Genomic DNA, 18,409 nt, shown 5'->3' with positions numbered 1-18,409 from the left:
CGTCGAGACCTTGAGCCCCATCTTGTGCTCCAGCCCGGTGACGAAGACGCCGTTGCGCTCCCCCGGCTCGCCGGTCTGCGGATCGGGCAGATACTTCGGCACCAGAAACAGGCTGAGCCCCTTGGTCCCCGGTTTGGCGCCTTCGGGTCGGGCCAGCACCAGGTGCATGATGTTCTCGAACAGGTCCTCACTGTCGCCGCTGGTGATGAACCGCTTCACGCCGTCGATGCGCCAACTGCCGTCGCCCGCCTCGATCGCCTTGGTCCGCCCGGCGCCGACGTCGGAGCCCGCGTCCGGTTCGGTGAGCACCATGGTGGCGCCCCAGTTGCGCTCGATCGCCATGCTCGCCCAGTGCCGCTGCTGTTCGTTGCCGAGATGGTAGAGGATGTTGGCGAACACCGGGCCGGCCAGGTACATGAACACCGCCGGGTTGGCGCCGAGCACCAACTCGTTGATCGCCCAGGAGACCATGGACGGTGCGGGCACACCGCCGACCTGCTCGTCCAGCCCGACGCGAAACCACTCACCGCGCTGCCAGGCACGCACCGAATCCTTGAAGGGCCCCGGCAGGCGCACCGTGTGCGCATCCCGATCGAACACCGGCGGGTTGCGGTCCCCATGGGCGAACGACTCGGCTACCGGTCCCTGCGCCAGCCGTGCCGCCTCGGCCAGCATCTGGCGCACCGAGTCGCCGTCCAGGTCGCCGAAGGCGCCGCCGTCCAGGGACTGCTCCAGGTCCAGCGCCTCGAACAGGTTGAACTCCAGATCGCGCAGATTGCTCTTGTAGTGGCCCATATGGGGTCTGGGTCAGTCGCTGGCCGGCAGCGGTTTTGCCTCCTTGAGGCGCAGCGCGGTCTCGCCGACGGTCAGCGTGCCCGCACCGGCCTTGGTGACCAGCACCTCGCCGCCGGCGTCGTCGACGTAACGTTTGCCCATCACGGTGCCTCCGGCGAACGCCGGGTCGAGTTCACCGGACCGCGCGGCGTCGATCGCCACCATGGCGACGCCGCCGCACCGCAGGTCGTCGAGGCTGCCGGAGGCCCGCACGACGATGACTTGGGTATCGCACACCTGACTTTGTAGACGGGTGCCGTTCTTGATCATGATGTCGTCCTTCACCAGGCCAGTTACTGCTTCGCCGGCGTGAGGCTTTCGACGAGCTGGCGGCGCAGCACCTTGCCGGTCTCGTTGGTGGGCAGCTCGCCAAAAAACACTACCCGGTCGGGAGTGCGCGACGCGCGTAACCTCTTGCGGACGTAGTCGCGCAGTTCGTCCGGATCGGGTTCGACGCCGGCCTCCGGCACCACGACCGCGACGAGCGCCTGGCCCCACTGTGCATCGTCGACGCCGACCACCGCGACGTCACGGACAGCGGGGTGCTCGATCATGACGTCCTCCAGCTCGGCCGGCGCAATGTTCTCCCCACCCCGGATGACGGTGTCGTCGCTGCGCCCACCCAGATACAGATAGCCGCCTTCGTCGAGGGTGGCCAGGTCACGCGTCGCGAACCAGCCGTCCGCATCGAGCGCCGAGCCGACCCCGGTGTAGCGCCTGCAGACCTGCTCGCCGCGGACGTACAACTCCCCGGTCCCGCCGGGTGCAAGCACGGCGCCGTTGTCGTCACGGATCTGCACTTCGACACCCGGCACCGGCCGGCCCACCGATCCCAGCCGCCGGGCGATCGCCGGGTCGGCCGCGTGTTGGGCCTGCCGGTGGTCGTCCGGGGTCAACACCGCGATCGTCGAGCTGGTCTCGGTCAGCCCGTAGGCGTTGACGAAGCCGACGTGCGGCAGCAGCTCCAGCGCCCTGCGCACCAGCGGCAGCGGCACCTTCGAGCCGCCGTAGGCGAGGTTGCGCAGCGACGGCAGCCGGTGTCCCCCACTGTGCTCACTGTGCTCACTGTGCTCGAGCACAGTGACGATGCGATCCAGCATGGTGGGCACCACGGTCGCCGTGGTGATGTGTTCGTCGTCGACTAGCCGCACCCACCGCTCGGCGTCGAAGTTGGGCAGGTACACCATCTCGCGTCCGGCGTACAGGTTCGACAGTGCGGCACTGACCCCGGCGATGTGATATGGCGGCACGCAGATCAGCGCCGCATCGCCGGCTTGCGCGGAGGCGAATTCGACGGTGCCGGTGATGTAGCTGGTCAGGTTGGTGTGCGAGAGTTCGACGGCCTTGGGTGTCGCGGTGGTGCCGGAGGTGAACAGCACGATCGCGGCTGCGTCGGGATCGGGAAATACCGGTGGCTGCTCGGCGGGGCCGGGGCTGCGGGCGGCGACGACGAACTCCTCGGACGTCACCACCTGCGGGTGAACTTCGGCGAGTATCTCCCGGTAGCGGGTGTCGACGACCACCAGCGGGTCGGGTAGCCGCTGGATCAGTGCCCGGATGGCGTCGGCGGAGAGCCGATAGTTGACCGGGGTGAAGGTGCGCCCGGCCCGCGCCGATGCGAAGATCAGCAGCGGCAGCATCACACCCCCGGTGCCGAGGTAGATCACGTGCTCGGCTGTCGATTCCGTGATGACGTTCGCACCGCCCGCGGCGAGATCGCTCAACTGCCGGGTCGTCAGCCGCAGGTCCTCCGACACCAGCGCCAACCGGTCGGGGTCATGCGACACCGCCATCTCAAGCAGTAGCGAAATGCTCATCACACCACCAGCCCGACCGCCGCGGCGTCGGCCGACACCGCGGGCCTGGCCGGCCACCGGGGCAGCGAGGTTCTCCAGCGTGCTTCGAGCCGGCCCACCGCCAGCAGCACGACCGCGGTGAACACCCAGCCCAGCAGGATATCGACGACGTAGTGCTCAGCGGTGTACACCAGCAGGAACGCCATGACCAGTGGGTAGCCGACCAGCACCGGACGCCACATGGCGCCGACCATGCGCCACAGGAAGATCGCGACCATCGCGGTCAACGCCGCGTGCAGCGACGGAATGGCGGCCACCAGATTCACGCTGGCCTGCCCCTCGTCGATCAGCGAGCGGGCCGAGTTCAGGTGCAGTGTGCCCCACCCGCGGGTGGAGATCCGCTCCACCCACTGGTGAGCGCCGGGCCGGCTGGTTCTCATGGCCCCCAGCAACCCGCCGCCTGGAACCCCGGCGGATGAGTGGAACATGCACGGCGGGTCGAACGGACCGCCGGCAACCTCGCTGGCGGTGCAGCGGGCGGCCGCCCAGGGCGGCGCCGCGGGCATCAGGACGTAGACGATCAACGCGGTGAACTGCAGCGCAACGAAGCGGCGAACGAAAGCCTTCCAGTCGTCCCGATCGCTGAGCCACAACGCACTGGCGACGACATAGGGCAGGATGAAAAACGACATATACGTGGTGCTCATGACCACTTCCCACCACGGGGCTCGGGGCAGTTTGAGGTGTTCCTGCAGCCAAACCGTCGGCTCCACACCGAAAAACAGCCAACGGTCGGCATCGATCTGCGGTCGCCAAAGGGTCGGCGCCCCCAGCATCGTCGCCGCGCCCCGGCTGAGGTCATAGACCATCAGCACCAGCGCGAACGGCAGCCAGTCGATGATCACCTGCAGCATCCGCCGCCGGCCGATGCTTGCCGCGATCAGTCCAGTGCAGATGTAGAGGAGCAACAACTCCCGGTTGAAGGCAAACCCCGTCGTCGAAGTGCGAAACACCATCGCCGCCAGCCACGCGGTGACCGCCGCCCTCCGGACGACCCGCAGTCGCCACGACCGCGATGCGCCCACGGTGACCGCCGGCCGGGGCATGCCGCCGCCAGGCTCGGCGATGCCAGCACCGGGCAGATCATCGACCATCGACATCGGACACCTTCCGATCCGCCGGCTGCACGGTGGCCGACAGGACTTCCCAACACGTGAATAGCAAGCCTAGTTTGGCCAGCGGGCGTAAGCCTCGACTTTGTCGGTGCGAGCGCGGCGAACTCAGGTCGCCTCACCTCGACGCGGGCAAGACACGCGACGACGACGGCAGCGGGCTCCTCAGCTGCCGCTCCAGCGCGGCGGGCGCTTCTCGGCGAAAGCGATCGCGCCCTCCTTGGCGTCGTTGGAAGCAAACACCGGCATCAAGATCTTCAGTTGCTCGGCGAACATGTCCTCGGGGCTCCAGCCGCGCGACTCGACGATGATCCGCTTGGTGGCGGCCACCGCCAGCGGGCCGTTGGCCGTGATCTTCTCGGCCAGCGTGATCGCCGCGTCCAGCGTCGTCCCCGGCTCGGCCAGGACGTTGACCAGGCCCAGGGCGTGCGCCCGCTCGGCGGGCAGGTTTTCGCCGGTCAGCGCCAACTCCATGGCGATCGCATACGGGATGCGCTGGGGCAGCCGCAGCAGTCCGCCGCCGCCGGCGACCAGGCCGCGCTTCACCTCGGGAATGCCGAATGCCGAGTCCTCGGCCGCCACGATCAGGTCGGTGGCCAGCGCCAACTCGGTCCCGCCGGCCAGCGCGTACCCTTCCACCGCCGCGATCAGCGGTTTCTCCGGCGGCCGTTCGGTGAACCCCAGGCCGCGGCCGGCGACGACGACGTTCTCGCCGCGGGCGAACGCCTTGAGATCCATGCCCGCGCAGAACGAGCCGCCGGCACCGGTCAGGATCGCCACCGACAGGCCGGGGTCGCCGTCGAGGCGGTCCATCGCGTCTGCCAGCCCCTGGCTGACCTTGGCGTTGATCGCGTTCTTGGCATTGGGTCGGTTGATCGTGATGATCAGGATCCGGTCGCGTTGTTCGACCAGGACTTCGGGTTCTTCGCTCACGGTGTCACAGTATCGACACCCGCGGGGAGCCTGCCCGCGGGTGGCAGCGTCGGGTGACTTGCGGCGGTATTCCGGTGTTGCTAGGCAGATAACGTGTCATATCCCGGCTCTGGTGACGGTAGTCCCGTCTTTCGGGTCAGCGTGCCGGACCTGCTCGGCTCCGCGGCACGTGTCAGCGATCAGGGGGCCGACCTGGCCTTCGGACACCTGTCGTCGGACAACCGGATCGAAGCCGCACAAGACGGCTGGGTGGGTAGCTCGGCGGTGGCGCTCACGGCGCGGTGGGAAGCCTGGCTGGCGACGTCGAACGTGTTGTTGAGCCAGGTGGCTGAGCATGCGTACCGGCTGAACAGCGCAGCCATCACGTACGCGGTCACCGAGGCGGACGGTGCGGCAGCGCTGCACAACGTCGTTTCGGGCGCCGTCGTTTCCGGCGCCGCGTCCGGGTCATGGGTGCGCGACCTCGCCACCGATGACGGTGGCGGTGACCATGTCCGAGGCCAGTTCGGCTAACGCGTCGCGCGGCGGGATCGCCAGCACGCACAGATCACCCGGCTGCCCGGGCACCACGCTGCGCATCCGTGCCGGATCAGCAGGACAGGCGAGAAACAGCCGCAACGCTGCACCCGGCGGGATGCGTTCGCCGGCTCCGAGCACCGTGCCGCTCTCGGTAGTGCGGTGGACCGCAGCGCGCATCGCCGCCCACGGATCCAAGGCACCGAACGGCGCGTCGGTGCTGCCGGCCACGCCGATGCCGGCGTCGATCAATGCGGCGACCCGCCACAGCTGTGGTTGTTCGTCGGCGGCGACGTCATGCAGGTACGCCTCACCGCGTTCGGCCACGAAGTTGGGCTGGGTGATCACGGTGACGCCGAGGTCCGCGAGCTCGGCGATCATGTCGTCGGGCACGATCGCGGCATGCTCGATGCGATCGCTCGGGCCGGGGCCGGCGGCGCGCAGTGCGGCAACTGCCACCACCAGCTGGGCAGCGGTGACGCAATGAATCGCGACCGGGTGGTCGGCGCGGTGCCGGTCGGCGATCCAGCCGGTCAGCGCCTGCAGGTCGAGGCGGTCGTCGTGCAGGATCTTTTTACCCGGCGCCAAAAAATATGGCCGCGGGCGCAATTCGCCGCGGCGGTGAGCCGCCGTGAGCGAGCCGATATCGTCGGCGTCCAGATCCGGTGTGGCGTCGGTGACGCCGGTGACGCCGAATCCGGTGAGGTAGCGGCTCAGCTTCCCCAGGTCGGCGTCGCGACGCGGCACGGCGTCCGACCAGGCCGCGGTGCTGCGCAGCCGCCCGTCGGGGTGATCGCCCAACCCGACGCGCGCCAGCCCGGCGGAGTTGAGAATCCACAGCACGCCGCTGCGATGCTGGACCCGCAGCGGCGTCTCGGGCCGCAGCGTGTCCAGCACGGTCCGGTCCAGTTCACCGGCGACCGACTCGTGGTAGCCGACCGCCCGAATCCATCCGTCGACGCCCGGCTCGCTGCTCGACAATGCTTGTGCCAGCTGGTCTTTGGTGTGCACCGCAGGTGGCCCGACCGGCAACGAGGCGAGTGCGGCCGCTGCTGCCCGCAGGTGGAGGTGGTGATCGTGCAGGCCGGGCAGCACGGCGCCGAAGCCGGCGTCCAACACGTCTTCGCCGGGCGCCGGGTCCAGCGTGTCGGCGACGGCGAGTATCCGCTCTGCCACCCGGATGTCGGCGACCCGCCCGTCCGACAACGTTGCGCGCCGGATCAACATCGGACGCGGCGCCCGGCGACCAGAGCGCGAACGGTGGCGTTGTCGGTGCCCGCCGGATGTGCGGGCGCCGCCGGCAGGGTCGGCGCCCGCGACGCCACGCTATCTTCCGCGCCGGCGGGTAGCGCGGCTAAGGCGCCATAGGTGGCTGCGACCCCCGCCATCGACACGTCGATGACGTCGCCACCGCCGCGGGCCAGGCTGTCCAGGACCGCGAGGGCCGCCTGCAGGCCGGCCAGCGGGTCGGCGATCGCGTCGCCGCAGAACGCCGGGCCGTCGGGATGGGCGACGACCAGCCGGCCGGCTACCGCCGCATCGTCGCCGAAGGCGACCCGGTCGGGGTGCTCGGCGCCGTATCCGGTGATGCGCACCCACACCCTGCCCGGCCGGGCCGGCACCTGGTCGGCGGCCAAGCCGCGGCGGGCCAGCCCGGCCGGCCGCGATCCCTCGATGACCACGTCGGCGACCGACAACAGGTCGGCCAGCTCGGGCGCGTCGAGGTCGACGACGTAGGAGAGTTTCCCGCTGTTCATCCAGTCGAAGAAGGCGCGGTGGCCGGCGTGGGTGCCGACCCTGCTGCCGTCCGGGCGGTCGGGGGTCTCCACCTTGACCACGGTGGCGCCGGCGGCGGCCAGCAGCCGTCCGCAGAGCGGACCCGCCCACATCGACGACAGGTCGGCCACCAGCAATCCGGAGAGCGTGGCGGGAGCGGTTTCGTTGTGCGCCGCGATCTTTGGCTCAGCCGGCGCACACTCACCCAGCAGCGCGGCGGGCATGCCCAGCAGCCGGGCGCGGGCCACCAACGCGGCCGTGGTGCCACTGGCCGATGCCCGGTTCAGCGCGGCCCACGGGTCGGTGCCGACCCCGGGTAGTTCCAGCAGTGCCGACACGGCGTCGACGTCGTCGGCGCGAGACAGGGTCAACGCCCACCAGCCGTCGGAGGTGGCCATCAGCCGGGTGGTGCCCCCGGCTGAGATCCGCCCCGCCGGCGCCGATCCGCGTAACACGGCCCGACCGGTGAGGATCTCACCGGCATCGACGCGCACCGCTCGCCCGCCCAGCTCGGCGACCCGGCACGCGATCGCGTCGGCCACCCGCTGGGCGCGCTTCAGCACCGCGGCGGGGATGCCCAGCGAGCTCACCGGTCCATTGTCCTCGCGCGACCGGACAGCTCAGAACTGCAGCGCGGTGAACCGCCAGTCCAACACCTGCCGGTCGGGTTCACCCGAGTCACCGACCGCGTACACCAGCGAGCGCAGCCCCAACACACCGCCGGTTGCGGTCGGCTCGGCGGATTCCACACCCACCTCGCTGTAGAGCGTGTCGCCCTCGTGCACCGGTCCGGTGTGATCGCAGGACTGCCAGCTCAACACCGTCGCCAGGTTGGGCAGCAGCCTGGCGGCTTGCGAGAGCGCCAGCCCGATGGTGTGCCCACCGTAGACCAGTCGGCGTCCACCCGCTCGTGAATCATGGTGCACCGCAGCGATGTTGAGAGTGAGCCTGGCCAGCTCTGGTGCGCTACTGACCACGTCGGCGCTGCCGTGTAACACTGCACCGGCGATGGTGCGGTCGAAATGGGGTCCGGGCACCCGGCTGCGGAACGCCTCCCCGTCCCAGTCGGCGGTCACCTGCGGCGACGTGGCCGCGTCGGCGCCGATGCCGGAGAGGTCGTCGTGGTGGCCGGTGTCGGCGGCGTCACTTCGCAGCGGCAGCATCGCGCAGCGGTGGAAGTCGAGGATCAGCCGGCCGGTGTGGTCGATCGTCGTCACCCGCAACGCCGCCAACCCGGTCGGCGCTCGGCCGGGCCGGTGAGAATTCTGCTTCAGCCCGACGACTTCGGTGCGGGTGAACAAGGTGTCACCGATCACCGGGAAGCGGTGGAAGACCAGGCCGCGATAGAACAGGTTGGCCTTGACGTGGTGGGTCACCAGCGTCGACTGGCCGATCGCGACGTCGCACACCAGACCCGGGTGGGCCAGCGGTGTCGTCGAGCCGGTGACGGCCCGGGTCAGCTCACCGTCCAGCGGCAGCCGCATCCGGTCGCCCAGGATCGCCTGGTGCACCGCGGCCACCCCGGGTGACAGGGTCATCGACGGCGCGGCGTCGAACACCTGGCCGACATGCAGCTCGTCGAAGTAGGGCCCGCCGCCCATCGCGCCTCCCGTGCGTCAGGATGTCGGTAGGAATCCTGACATACGCGGAGGGTGATCGATGCGAACCGAACTCGGTGACGAGGAGGCGATGCTGGTCGACACCGTCCGTGCCTTCGTCGACAAGGAGGTCAAGCCCGCCGTCTGCGAGGTGGAACATGCCAACGCCTACCCGCAGGCGTGGATCGAGCAGATGAAGCGGATCGGCATCTTCGGCCTGGCCATCGCCGGGGAATACGGCGGTACACCGGTGTCGATGCCGTGCTACGTGCTGGTCACCCAGGAGCTGGCGCGGGGCTGGATGAGCCTGGCCGGGGCGATGGGCGGACACACGGTCGTCGCAAAGCTGCTCACCCGGTTCGGCACCGAGCAGCAGAAGCGGCGCTATCTGCCGCCGATGGCGACCGGTGCGGTGCGGGCCACCATGGCGCTGACCGAGCCGGCCGGTGGCAGCGATCTGCAGAACATCACCACCACCGCCCTGCCGCGAGGCCCGGACACGCTGACCATCAACGGGTCAAAGACCTGGATCTCCAACGCCCGGCACTCCGGGCTGATCGCGCTGCTCGCCAAGACCGACCCGCACGCGAAGCCGCGGCACCACGGTATTTCGGTGCTGCTGGTGGACAATCCCAGCTCGGGGCTGACGGTCTCGCGCGATCTGCCCAAACTGGGTTACAAGGGTGTGGAGAGCTGCGAGTTGTCGTTCGACGATTGCCGAGTGCCGGCGGCGGCGGTGCTGGGCGCGGTGCCCGGCAAGGGGTTCGCACAGATGATGGCGGGCCTGGAAACCGGCCGGATCCAGGTGGCCGCCCGGGCGCTCGGGGTCGCTACCGCGGCGCTGGAGGACGCGCTGGCCTACGCCCGGCAACGGGAGAGCTTCGGCCGGCCGATCTGGAAACACCAGAGCATCGGCAACTATTTGGCCGATATGGCAACCAAGCTGACCGCCGCCCGCCAGCTGACCCGCTACGCCGCGCAGCGCTACGACAGCGGTGAGCGCTGCGACATGGAGGCCGGCATGGCGAAGCTGTTCGCCTCCGAGGCGGCCATGGAGATCGCGTTGAACGCCGTGCGCATCCACGGGGGCTATGGGTATTCCACCGAGTACGACGTGGAACGTTATTTCCGCGACGCGCCGCTGATGATCGTCGGCGAGGGCACCAACGAGATCCAGCGCAACGTGATCGCCGCACAGTTGGTTGCCCGCGGGGGGATCTGAACGGCGTGCTCACCGGTTAACCGACGGCGTCCACCAGCCCCCACCGCAGCGCCGTCGCTGGATCGACCGACCGCCCTGAGAGCACCAGATACGCTGTGCGCCAACGACCGATCCGGCGGGTGATGCTGATGGTGCCGCCGGCCCCGGGAATAAGGCCCAGACTCAACTCGGGCAACCCCAGCACGGCGTCTTGCCGACACACCACCCGCCCGCAGAACGCCGCCATCTCCAATCCGCTGCCGAGCACCTGGCCGTGCACCTCGGCACGGCAGGCCGGTCCCAGCCGGGCGGTCAGAGCGTCGAGCACCAATGCCGGACTGTGTCGGGTGCGAGCCAGATGCGCGCTGGCCGGGTCGGTGAACGCGCCGAACTCGGCGAGGTCACCGCCGCTGCAGAACGACGGCCCATTGCCGCTCAATACCACCTCGGCGATCGACGGATCCCACCGCGCGACGTCGAGCGCCTCCAGCAGTGCGGCGCGCATGTCGCTGCTGAAGGCGTTGTGCCGCTGCGGCCGGTTGAATCTGATCCGCAGCGTGTTGCCGTCACGTTCGACCAGCAGCGGGTCGGGGAGTTGCGGCATCCGGGCCGGGCCGCGTTCGGCAAGCCAGCGGGCGAACTCCGGTCCGGCCTGCAAGGTGGAGTAGGCCAGCGACTCGGTGACCACGCCGGCCAGCGTCGGGCCGGTCGGGTCGACGGATCGCAGTACGTCGTTACAGACCGCGCTGGCTTGCGGCCAGCGGCCCGTCCGGGTCTCAAGTTCCGCCACCGTGTCGTCCACCGACCCCACGGTCACCACACGCCGGTCGTCACACGGACTCTCCGTCAGCGTGAACGTTGCACGCTCGTCGAGGTATCCGGGGTCGACGCCGACGACGATCCCCGCCGGCAACTCGACGACTTTCACGAATACTTGGCAACCAGTTCATGCTTGAACAGCTTGCCGGTGTCGGTGCGCGGCAACTGGGCCTCGAAGGAGATCGACCGCGGACATTTGTAGTGCGCCAGGCGTTCCCGTAGCCAGCTCAACAGCTCCTCGGCGAACTCATCGGTGGCGTCGGCGGTGTCGACGGTCTGCACCACGGCCTTGACCCTCTGGCCCATCTCGTCATCGGGGATGCCGAACACCGCCGCGTCCATCACTTTCGGATGAGTGACCAACAGGTCCTCGGTTTCCTGCGGATAGATGTTGACTCCACCGGAGATGATCATGTGATGGCGCCGGTCGGTGAGGTACAGGTAGCCCTGCTGGTCTAAGTATCCGACATCACCAACCGTCGTCCAGCCGTGTTTCTCGCGCGAGCTGGCGGTCTTCTCTGGATCGTTGAGATACTCGAACGCGTTGCCGCCAGCGAAGTAGATTTCACCGGGCTGTCCGGCCGGTAGCTCGTTGCCGTCGTCGTCGAGGATGTGGACATCGCACAGCATCGGTTTCCCGACCGAGCCGGGGTGGGCCAGCCACTCCTCGGCACTGATCAGGGTCGCACCGTGCGCCTCCGAGGCCGCGTAATACTCGTCGACAATCGGCCCCCACCAATCGATCATCTGCCGTTTGATCTGCACCGGACAGGGCGCTGCAGCGTGCATCACTCGCTGCAGCGACGACACATCATAGGAATTACGCACAGAATCGCGAAGTTTCAACATGCGCGTGAAATGGGCTGGGACAAACTGGGCGTGGGTGACCCGGTAGCGCTGGATCGCCTCGAGGCAGCCCTGGGGGTCGAACTTCTCCAGCACCACCGTCGTCACACCGGCCGCTTGAACAGTCATCGACCAGACCGACGGCGCGGTGTGATAAAGCGGTGCCGGACTCAAGTAGATCGATTCGGGTGTCATCCACACCGACACCAGCATCGACATCATGCCGGGCGCCTCAGCCGGCGAGACATGCGGCAGTTCGCGTCGGATGCCTTTGGGCCGGCCGGTGGTGCCAGAGGAGTACTGCAGCAGATCCCCCTCCATCTCGTCGTCGAGTGGAGTATCTGGTTGATCGGCAACACATTTCGGGTAGCGTAGCCAACCGTCCACGTCATCGTCGGCGATCAGCAGTACACCGGGCAGCCCGTCGAGAAGGTGCTCGGCCAGGCCCTCGCAGGTCTTTCGCAACGCCCCCGAACCGATGATCGCCTTGGCGCTGCTGTTGTCGATGATGTAGGCGGATTCGGCGGCGGTCAGATGGGTGTTGATCGGCACGTAGTACAGGCCGGCGCGGCGGGCGGCCCACATCACCGCGTGGATGTGCTCGTTGTTCTCCATCAGGATCGCGACGGTGTCACCCTCGACCAAACCGGCGCCCCGGAAGAAGTGCGCCAGCCGATTGGCCCGGGACTCCAGCTCGTCGAACGTGACGACGATGCCCGACGGGTGCAGAATGACGGCCGGTTTGTTGGCGCCTCCATGGCCAGAAGTGTGTTCGCGGATCTGCATCCGCCGACTGTACCGCGCCCCTCCCCACACTGAGCATGCACAAAGTCGCACTCGCCAGGCCCGCTGAGTGCGAGTTTGCGCATGCTCGCGCCGAAGGGTCAGCCCAGGCGCTGCCGCAGGGCGTCGAGCTCGTCGCGAAGGCCGGTGGGCAGCTTTTCGCCGAGGAACTCCAGCCACTCCTCGATGAGCGGCAGTTCGACTCGCCACTCGTCGGCGTCCACCGTCAGCGCCTCGGCCACATCGGCGGCGGCGACGTCCAGCCCGGCCAGGTCCAGGTCCTCGACCTGCGGCACGGTGCCGATCGGGGTGGATTGACCGCCTGCTCTGCCCTCGACGCGCTCGACGATCCACTTCAGCACCCGGCTGTTCTCACCGAAGCCCGGCCATAGGAACCGGCCGCCGTCGCCGCGGCGGAACCAGTTGACGAAGAACACCTTCGGCAGCTTGGGCTCGTCGGCGTTCTTGCCGGTGTCGATCCAATGCTGCAGGTAGTCACCGGCGTTGTAGCCGATGAACGGCAGCATCGCCATCGGGTCTCTGCGGACCTTGCCCACTTTTCCTTCGGCGGCGGCGGTCTGCTCACTGCCCAGGGTGGCCCCGAGGAACACGCCGTGCTCCCAGTCGCGGGCCTGTGTCACCAACGGCACCGTGGTCTTGCGGCGGCCGCCGAACAGGATCGCCGAGATCGGCACACCGGCGGGGTCGTCCCACTCCGGCGCCAGGATCGGGCACTGAGACATCGGCGTGCAATACCGCGAGTTCGGGTGCGCGGCAAGGGTTTCGGTCTCCCGGAAGTACCAGTCGTTGCCCTTCCAGTCGATCAGGTGATCGGGGGTGTCCCCGTCGATACCCTCCCACCACACGTCGTCATGGTCGGTGCGCGCGACGTTGGTGTAGATGGTGTTGCCGGCTTCCAGCGTCTTCATCGCGTTCGGGTTGGAACTGTGGCTGGTGCCCGGCGCCACCCCGAAGAAGCCGGCCTCCGGATTGACCGCGTACAGCCGCCCGTCCTTGCCGAACCGCATCCAGGCAATGTCGTCGCCCAGGGTTTCGGCCCGCCAGCCCGGGATTGTGGGCTGGATCATCGCCAGGTTGGTCTTGCCGCACGACGACGGGAACGCGGCGGCGATGTAGTACGCCTTGTCCTCCGGCGAGATCAGCTTGAGGATCAGCATGTGCTCGGCCAGCCAGCCCTCGTCGTGAGCCATCGCGGAGGCGATCCGCAGTGCGTAGCATTTCTTGCCCAGCAGCGCGTTACCACCGTAGCCCGATCCGTAGCTCCAGATCTCCCGCGTCTCCGGGAAGTGGGTGATGTACTTGGTCTCGTTGCACGGCCACGGCGCGTCGGCCTGTCCGGGCGCCAGCGGGGCACCCACCGAGTGCAGGCCCTTGACGAAGGGCCGATCTTCACCCATTTTTTCCAAGGCCGCGGTACCCATCCGGGTCATGATTCGCATCGACGCCACCACATACGGCGAGTCGGTGATCTCGATGCCGAGCTTCGGATGCTCGTCGCCGAGCGGGCCCATGCAGAACGGAATCACGTACATGGTGCGGCCGCGCATGCAACCCCGGTACAGCTCGGTCATGGTGGCCCGCATCTCGTCGGGATCCACCCAGTGGTTGGTGGGTCCGGCGCCGTCGGCGGTGCGGCTGCAGATGAACGTCCGCGACTCGACGCGGGCCACATCGGCGGGGTCCGAGACGACGAGGTAGGAGTTGGGTTTTTTGGCCTCGTCCAGTTTGACGGCGCTGCCGGCGTCCACCAGCTGGGTCATCAACCGGCTCCACTCCTGGTCGGTGCCGTCCGACCACTCCACCCGGTCCGGCTGGGTGAGCTCAGCGACCTCGGCGACCCAGGCCAGCAGCTCCCCGTGCTCCGTCGGCGCGGTGTCCAGACCGGGAATAGTCGCTGACGTCATTTGAGAACGCTCCTGTGTAGGTTTTATCGCCGGGCGCATCCGCCGCCCACTTCATTGATCTTCACGCCGTTGCCTTAGAGGCTATCGGAGACGATGCGTCCGGGCGAAGCGGGCCGCGGTCAGCTCGGGCTAGTCGCTGGTCAGGCGGTCATCAGCCGCCGGTTCGCGCAGCTGTGCCCGCACCGCGTCCAGCGCCCGCTGCAGCGTCGGCATCTCCCGATCGCGCAAGGTCGCGGCTCGCGCGGCGGCGACGGCATGCTCGCGAAGTTCGGTGTCCAGCGCGGTCACCTGGCGGGCTGTCTGGGCGCTCTCGGCTTCATTGCGCTGCGCCAGCGCAGCCGACAGCGCCGACTCGGCGGCCAGCACCCGCAGCGCGACCAGCTCCTCAACGGCGGACCGCAACGCTGCGATCACCTCGCTCACCCAGCGGTCCAGCAGCGTGCGGTCAGCCAGCAGACCCCGAAGGCTCACCACCCACACCGTGACCGCCAGCCCGGCAATGGCGCATACCACCGCCCCGGCTGCGGTCAGGCCGGGGGCCAGACCAGCGAACAGCCGGCTCAGCGTCAACGCCACGCCCAGTCCGAAGCCGACGCCCAGCAGGATCATCAGCTGAGTTTCCAGCCGTCGGGACTTCAGCGGCGGGGCCGGTACGTCAATCTTGGGGATCTCCGGGGGTATCGGCTCCAGCGCCAGGCCCAGCTCGTGTGCGACGTCGGCCAGATGCGCCGAGGCTCCCTCGTCCACGCTGGCGACGACCTCGTCGACTCGGCTGCGCACATAGGCTTCGAACCCGGGCAACCGGCGCCGGGTCATGGCGGCGGCGTCTTCGGCCAGTTCACCGCGGACTGAGCCGCAGCGGTTGCGGGCGAAGTGGGTCAGCTGCACCCGCGCCTGGGCAACCTGGCTGCGCAGCGCGATGGTCCGCTCGGACTTCGCCAGCCGCCGTGCCCGCACAGCGGCGTCGCGTTGGTGCCGCAGCAGGGCCACCCGGGCGCACCGGCCTGCACTGTCGGCATCCCGGTCGTATCGGCCGGCAGCGGCACGAAGCCGAGACTCCCATGCCCGCAGCCTGTTTCGTCGTTTTAGATCGGGATCAGCGAGCTGTTTTCCCACCTCGGCGACCAGATCCTCGACGCGGGGCTCGCCCAGGCCGGGTGCGGCCGCCACCCCCACCCACGAAACGTCGCGGTAGCGCGGTGCGTGCGCGGCCAGCGTGTCGCGGGCAACCTCGACCATCTGGCGCCACTGGCGGTGCACGTCGATCTTGGACACCGCGCCGATCACCACATCGGTGTCGGCGGCGGTGGTGTCGAGCAGCGCACAGTCGGATTCGGCCAGCGCCGCGGCCGCGGACACCACGAACACCACCGCCGTCGGCACCTCGCCGGCCGCCAGGTCCGCCGCCTCGACGAAGGGCCGGCCGGGCATCCGGGCGCGCAGCGCCGCAGCCACGCCGCTGACCCCCGCCAACCACGGTCCGGTCACCAGCACCGCATCGCGGCGGGCCACCGCCGGCGGGCGCACCCGGGGCGCGATCGCAGCGACCAGCTCGTCCACCCGGCCGACCGGATCGTCGGAGGCCGGCGCGGTCACGCTGACGCCCCCGCCAGCGCCCAGGCCCGCAGCGACCCCCTGACGATGTCCAGCCCGCAGGCGCGGTGCAGGCCGGTCACCGGCCCCCGCGAGTAGCACTGCCATCGCAGCGCCCGCCGCAGCTGCGCGGCGGGATCATCGGCCCCAGCCGGGTCGAGCGTCATCCCCGTCGCCTCGACCACGGCCACGGCCGTCGCCATCCGCGCCGCCACGGTGTTGTCGGCGGACAGGAACTCACCGATCCGGCTGCTGTCAGCGCCCTCATCGGCGGCCAGCGCCTCCAGCAGTGTCACGGCATCCAACAGCCGGCGGTAGTGCACTGCCGCTCCGACCGCATTCAATCGGCCGGTGACGGCGTCGATACGGCTGATCCGGCGCACCAGCGCACACACCTGGCCGGCGGACCCGCCACGGCGAACGAGCCTCACCGCGCGGGTGATCGCCGCGAGCTCCAGCGTGTCGCAGAGCCGTAGGCGCACCCGGCGCGGCACCGGATGCGGGCAGGCGACGAAGCGGTCCGCGGAGCTCAAGTCGGCGGGTTCGGCGGCGAGCATCTGCAGCGCCGCCCACAACGTGTCGTCCAGCCGGTTGTCCAGCGCGGCCACCGCGAGCAACCCGGCCATCGGCTGCACCGGCGCGCCGATTCGTGCTGAGATGCTGGCGGCTTCTGCACAGCCGGTCAGATCTGCCTTGTTCATAACCACCAGCACCGGCTCGGGCAGCCTCGCGACAGCGGCGGTGTCCTCGGGTTTGGCCGCCTCGGCGACGACGTAGACGATGACGTCAGCCATGTCAGCTATGTCGGCCCCAGTGACCCCAGTGGCGCCCTGCGGTGACGTCACCACTACCCCGGCACACTCGAGCGCGCGCCCCACGGTGCGCCGACCCGTTCCGCGACGCCCGCACACTGCGACCCGCAGCGGCGCCGCGACACGCTCGGCGACCTCCGTCACCCGCGGCTCCTGCACCTCGCCGGCGAATCGTGCCAGCTCGTCAGCGAAAATCTGGCGTCCCTCTCCGTTCACGTAGGTGTTCCCCGGCTCCGGCCGCACGGCCGGATCCCACCGAATAGTGACAGCTGTGTCGGCCGTGCGCGAGCCACCCAATATCCTTGACCGGTCGCAGGCAACTTTTGGGTATCAGTGGATAACAATGTCAACCACACCGTGGGCACGTCGCCGTCGATAGGCCACGATGGACGGATGCATGCCCAAGGCCACGCCCAAGGCCACGCCCAAGGCGAAGTGGCGGCACCGCCCACGTGCGCATACCACCCCCGCACCTTCAGCTCACGATCCCGGCACTCGGCGCTGTCTGCCACCCAGCAGCAAACCTGGCAGCGACTCTGGCCACGCCTGGGCATGCAGGTCCGCCGGCCGGATCGGGCGGGCCAAAATGTCCAGCCGTTGGACACTCGCGACTGGTTCGGCCGTGACGCCCCGGTGGTGCTGGAGATCGGCGGCGGCGCCGGCACCTCGACGGTGGCGATGGCCCGGGCCGAACCGGGTATCGATGTGGTCGCCGTTGAGGTGTATCGGCGCGGTCTCGGCCAACTGCTCTGCGCGATCGAGCGGGAGAACCCAGAGCAGCTGGGCAACATCCGGCTGATCCACGGCGAAGCAACCGACGTGCTGGAGCACCTGATCGCTCCGGCCTCGTTGATCGGGGTGCGGATCTTCTTTCCCGATCCGTGGCCGAAAGCACGGCACCACAAACGACGGCTGCTCCGGCCGGCCACGCTCACGCTGATCACCGATCGGCTGCGGCCGGGTGGCGTCCTGCACGTCGCCACCGACCATCGGGGCTACGCCGAGCAGATCATCGCGGCCGCAGACACCGAGCCCCGACTGCGCCGCGTCGGGGTGGATCCAGGTATGCCGGCACTGCCCATCTCGGTCGCCCGTCCCACCACCAAGTACGAGACGAAGGCCTGGGAGGCGGGCAGTGCCGTCGCCGAGTTGCTCTGGACGAAGTGCCGATCGTGAGCATGAACCTCGAAACGAGCGTTGAAACCAGCGCCGAAACCGACCCCGAAGCGATGCCACCGGTCAGCACCGTGCCCTCGGTCCGGCGTGTGCTGCTGGTGTGGGACGCGCCGAACCTCGACATGGGTCTGGGCGCAATCCTCGGCCGCCGGCCCACCGGTATGGAACGACCCCGGTTCGACGCGCTGGGCCGCTGGTTGCTCAGTCGGACCGCCGAAGTCGCAGCAACCTTCGTCAGCCAGCCGGAGATCTCCATCGAACCCGAGGCCACCGTGTTCACCAACATCGCCCCTGGCAACGCCGATCTGGTGCGACCGTGGGTGGAAGCGTTGCGCAACGTCGGGTTCGCGGTCTTCGCCAAGCCGAAGATCGATGATGACAGCGATGTCGACGCCGACATGCTCAACCACATCGCCCTGCGACGCGACGAGGGGCTGGCGGCGCTGGTGGTGGCCTCGGCCGACGGGCAGGCCTTCCGTACACCGCTGGAGGAGCTGTCGGCCGCCGGCATCGGCGTCGCGGTGCTCGGATTTCGCGAACACGTCAGTTGGGCGCTAGCCTCGGATACCTTGGAGTTCGTCGACCTGGAGGACGTCCCTGGCGTGTTCCGGGAACGGCTGCCGCGGATC

General features: G+C 69.0%; 17 protein-coding genes. 4 read left to right on the top strand and 13 right to left on the bottom strand.

What is annotated here, in order from left to right:
- The 5 genes from AC2VON_RS25595 to AC2VON_RS25575 all read right to left on the bottom strand — a co-directional run.
- Positions 1–795 (bottom strand): acyl-CoA dehydrogenase family protein (locus tag AC2VON_RS25595; RefSeq protein WP_486955318.1); only part of this gene is annotated, 795 nt, incomplete at its 3' end.
- 12 nt (positions 796–807) lie between these two features.
- Complete coding sequence (locus tag AC2VON_RS25590) at positions 808–1,104, bottom strand: hypothetical protein (protein ID WP_486955323.1); 297 nt, start codon at positions 1,102–1,104, stop codon at positions 808–810.
- 23 nt (positions 1,105–1,127) lie between these two features.
- Complete coding sequence (locus tag AC2VON_RS25585) at positions 1,128–2,651, bottom strand: class I adenylate-forming enzyme family protein (RefSeq protein WP_486955317.1); 1,524 nt, start codon at positions 2,649–2,651, stop codon at positions 1,128–1,130.
- Positions 2,651–3,790, bottom strand: coding sequence for a phosphatase PAP2 family protein (locus AC2VON_RS25580; RefSeq protein ID WP_486955316.1), 1,140 nt, complete (start codon positions 3,788–3,790; stop codon positions 2,651–2,653). Before AC2VON_RS25580 ends, AC2VON_RS25585 begins: the two co-directional genes overlap by 1 nt.
- Before the next feature lie 177 nt (positions 3,791–3,967).
- A complete protein-coding gene (locus AC2VON_RS25575; RefSeq protein WP_486955315.1) occupies positions 3,968–4,735 on the bottom strand; it encodes a crotonase/enoyl-CoA hydratase family protein in 768 nt (255 codons plus the stop codon).
- 93 nt (positions 4,736–4,828) lie between these two features.
- On the opposite strand from AC2VON_RS25575, the gene AC2VON_RS25570 reads away from it, so the two are divergent.
- Positions 4,829–5,248 carry a WXG100 family type VII secretion target gene (locus AC2VON_RS25570; protein ID WP_486955314.1) on the top strand — a complete coding sequence of 140 codons (420 nt, stop codon included), beginning with the start codon at positions 4,829–4,831 and terminating at the stop codon, positions 5,246–5,248.
- Here the strand turns inward: AC2VON_RS25570 and AC2VON_RS25565 are convergent.
- The 3 genes from AC2VON_RS25565 to AC2VON_RS25555 are packed head-to-tail and all read right to left on the bottom strand — an operon-like array spanning position 5,183 to position 8,628.
- Complete coding sequence (locus AC2VON_RS25565) at positions 5,183–6,478, bottom strand: amidohydrolase family protein (RefSeq protein ID WP_486955313.1); 1,296 nt, start codon at positions 6,476–6,478, stop codon at positions 5,183–5,185. The two genes, AC2VON_RS25570 and AC2VON_RS25565, sit on opposite strands and share 66 nt — an antisense overlap.
- Positions 6,472–7,617: a CoA transferase gene (locus tag AC2VON_RS25560; RefSeq protein WP_486955312.1), complete on the bottom strand. Its 1,146-nt coding sequence runs from the start codon at positions 7,615–7,617 to the stop codon at positions 6,472–6,474. The genes AC2VON_RS25565 and AC2VON_RS25560 overlap by 7 nt, the downstream gene beginning before the upstream one ends.
- A 30-nt stretch (positions 7,618–7,647) precedes the next feature.
- Entirely contained in the window at positions 7,648–8,628 is a 981-nt protein-coding gene (locus tag AC2VON_RS25555) for a MaoC family dehydratase (RefSeq protein WP_486955311.1), read from the bottom strand.
- Between the two features lie 58 nt (positions 8,629–8,686).
- Here AC2VON_RS25555 and AC2VON_RS25550 point away from each other — a divergent pair, with 58 nt between their 5' ends.
- Entirely contained in the window at positions 8,687–9,847 is a 1,161-nt protein-coding gene (locus tag AC2VON_RS25550; protein WP_486955310.1) for an acyl-CoA dehydrogenase family protein, read from the top strand.
- 16 nt (positions 9,848–9,863) lie between these two features.
- Here the strand turns inward: AC2VON_RS25550 and AC2VON_RS25545 are convergent, their stop codons facing one another.
- The 5 genes from AC2VON_RS25545 to AC2VON_RS25525 all read right to left on the bottom strand — a co-directional run bounded on the left by AC2VON_RS25545 (position 9,864) and on the right by AC2VON_RS25525 (position 16,820).
- Entirely contained in the window at positions 9,864–10,739 is an 876-nt protein-coding gene (locus AC2VON_RS25545; protein ID WP_486955322.1) for an enoyl-CoA hydratase/isomerase family protein, read from the bottom strand.
- An 11-nt stretch (positions 10,740–10,750) separates the two neighbouring features.
- The gene (gene fadD4, locus AC2VON_RS25540) at positions 10,751–12,277 is read right to left on the bottom strand and encodes a fatty-acid--CoA ligase FadD4 (protein ID WP_486955309.1); all 1,527 of its coding nucleotides are present in this window, start codon (positions 12,275–12,277) and stop codon (positions 10,751–10,753) included.
- A gap of 98 nt (positions 12,278–12,375) precedes the next feature.
- Entirely contained in the window at positions 12,376–14,199 is a 1,824-nt protein-coding gene (locus AC2VON_RS25535; RefSeq protein WP_486955308.1) for a phosphoenolpyruvate carboxykinase (GTP), read from the bottom strand.
- Between the two features lie 129 nt (positions 14,200–14,328).
- Entirely contained in the window at positions 14,329–15,795 is a 1,467-nt protein-coding gene (locus AC2VON_RS25530) for a hypothetical protein (protein ID WP_486955307.1), read from the bottom strand.
- Positions 15,792–16,820, bottom strand: coding sequence for a hypothetical protein (locus tag AC2VON_RS25525; protein ID WP_486955321.1), 1,029 nt, complete (start codon positions 16,818–16,820; stop codon positions 15,792–15,794). Before AC2VON_RS25525 ends, AC2VON_RS25530 begins: the two co-directional genes overlap by 4 nt.
- A 159-nt stretch (positions 16,821–16,979) precedes the next feature.
- On the opposite strand from AC2VON_RS25525, the gene trmB reads away from it, so the two are divergent.
- Together trmB and AC2VON_RS25515 are read left to right on the top strand one after the other, a co-directional pair.
- Entirely contained in the window at positions 16,980–17,780 is an 801-nt protein-coding gene (gene trmB / locus AC2VON_RS25520) for a tRNA (guanosine(46)-N7)-methyltransferase TrmB (RefSeq protein ID WP_486955320.1), read from the top strand.
- A 53-nt stretch (positions 17,781–17,833) separates the two neighbouring features.
- Positions 17,834–18,409: NYN domain-containing protein (locus tag AC2VON_RS25515; protein ID WP_486955319.1), on the top strand; the 576-nt coding region annotated here is incomplete at its 3' end.

It is taken from the genome of Mycobacterium sp. TH-M82 (assembly GCF_057473605.1).
Note: the sequence above shows the minus strand (reverse complement) of the source record. Positions and strands in the feature narration are given on the sequence as shown.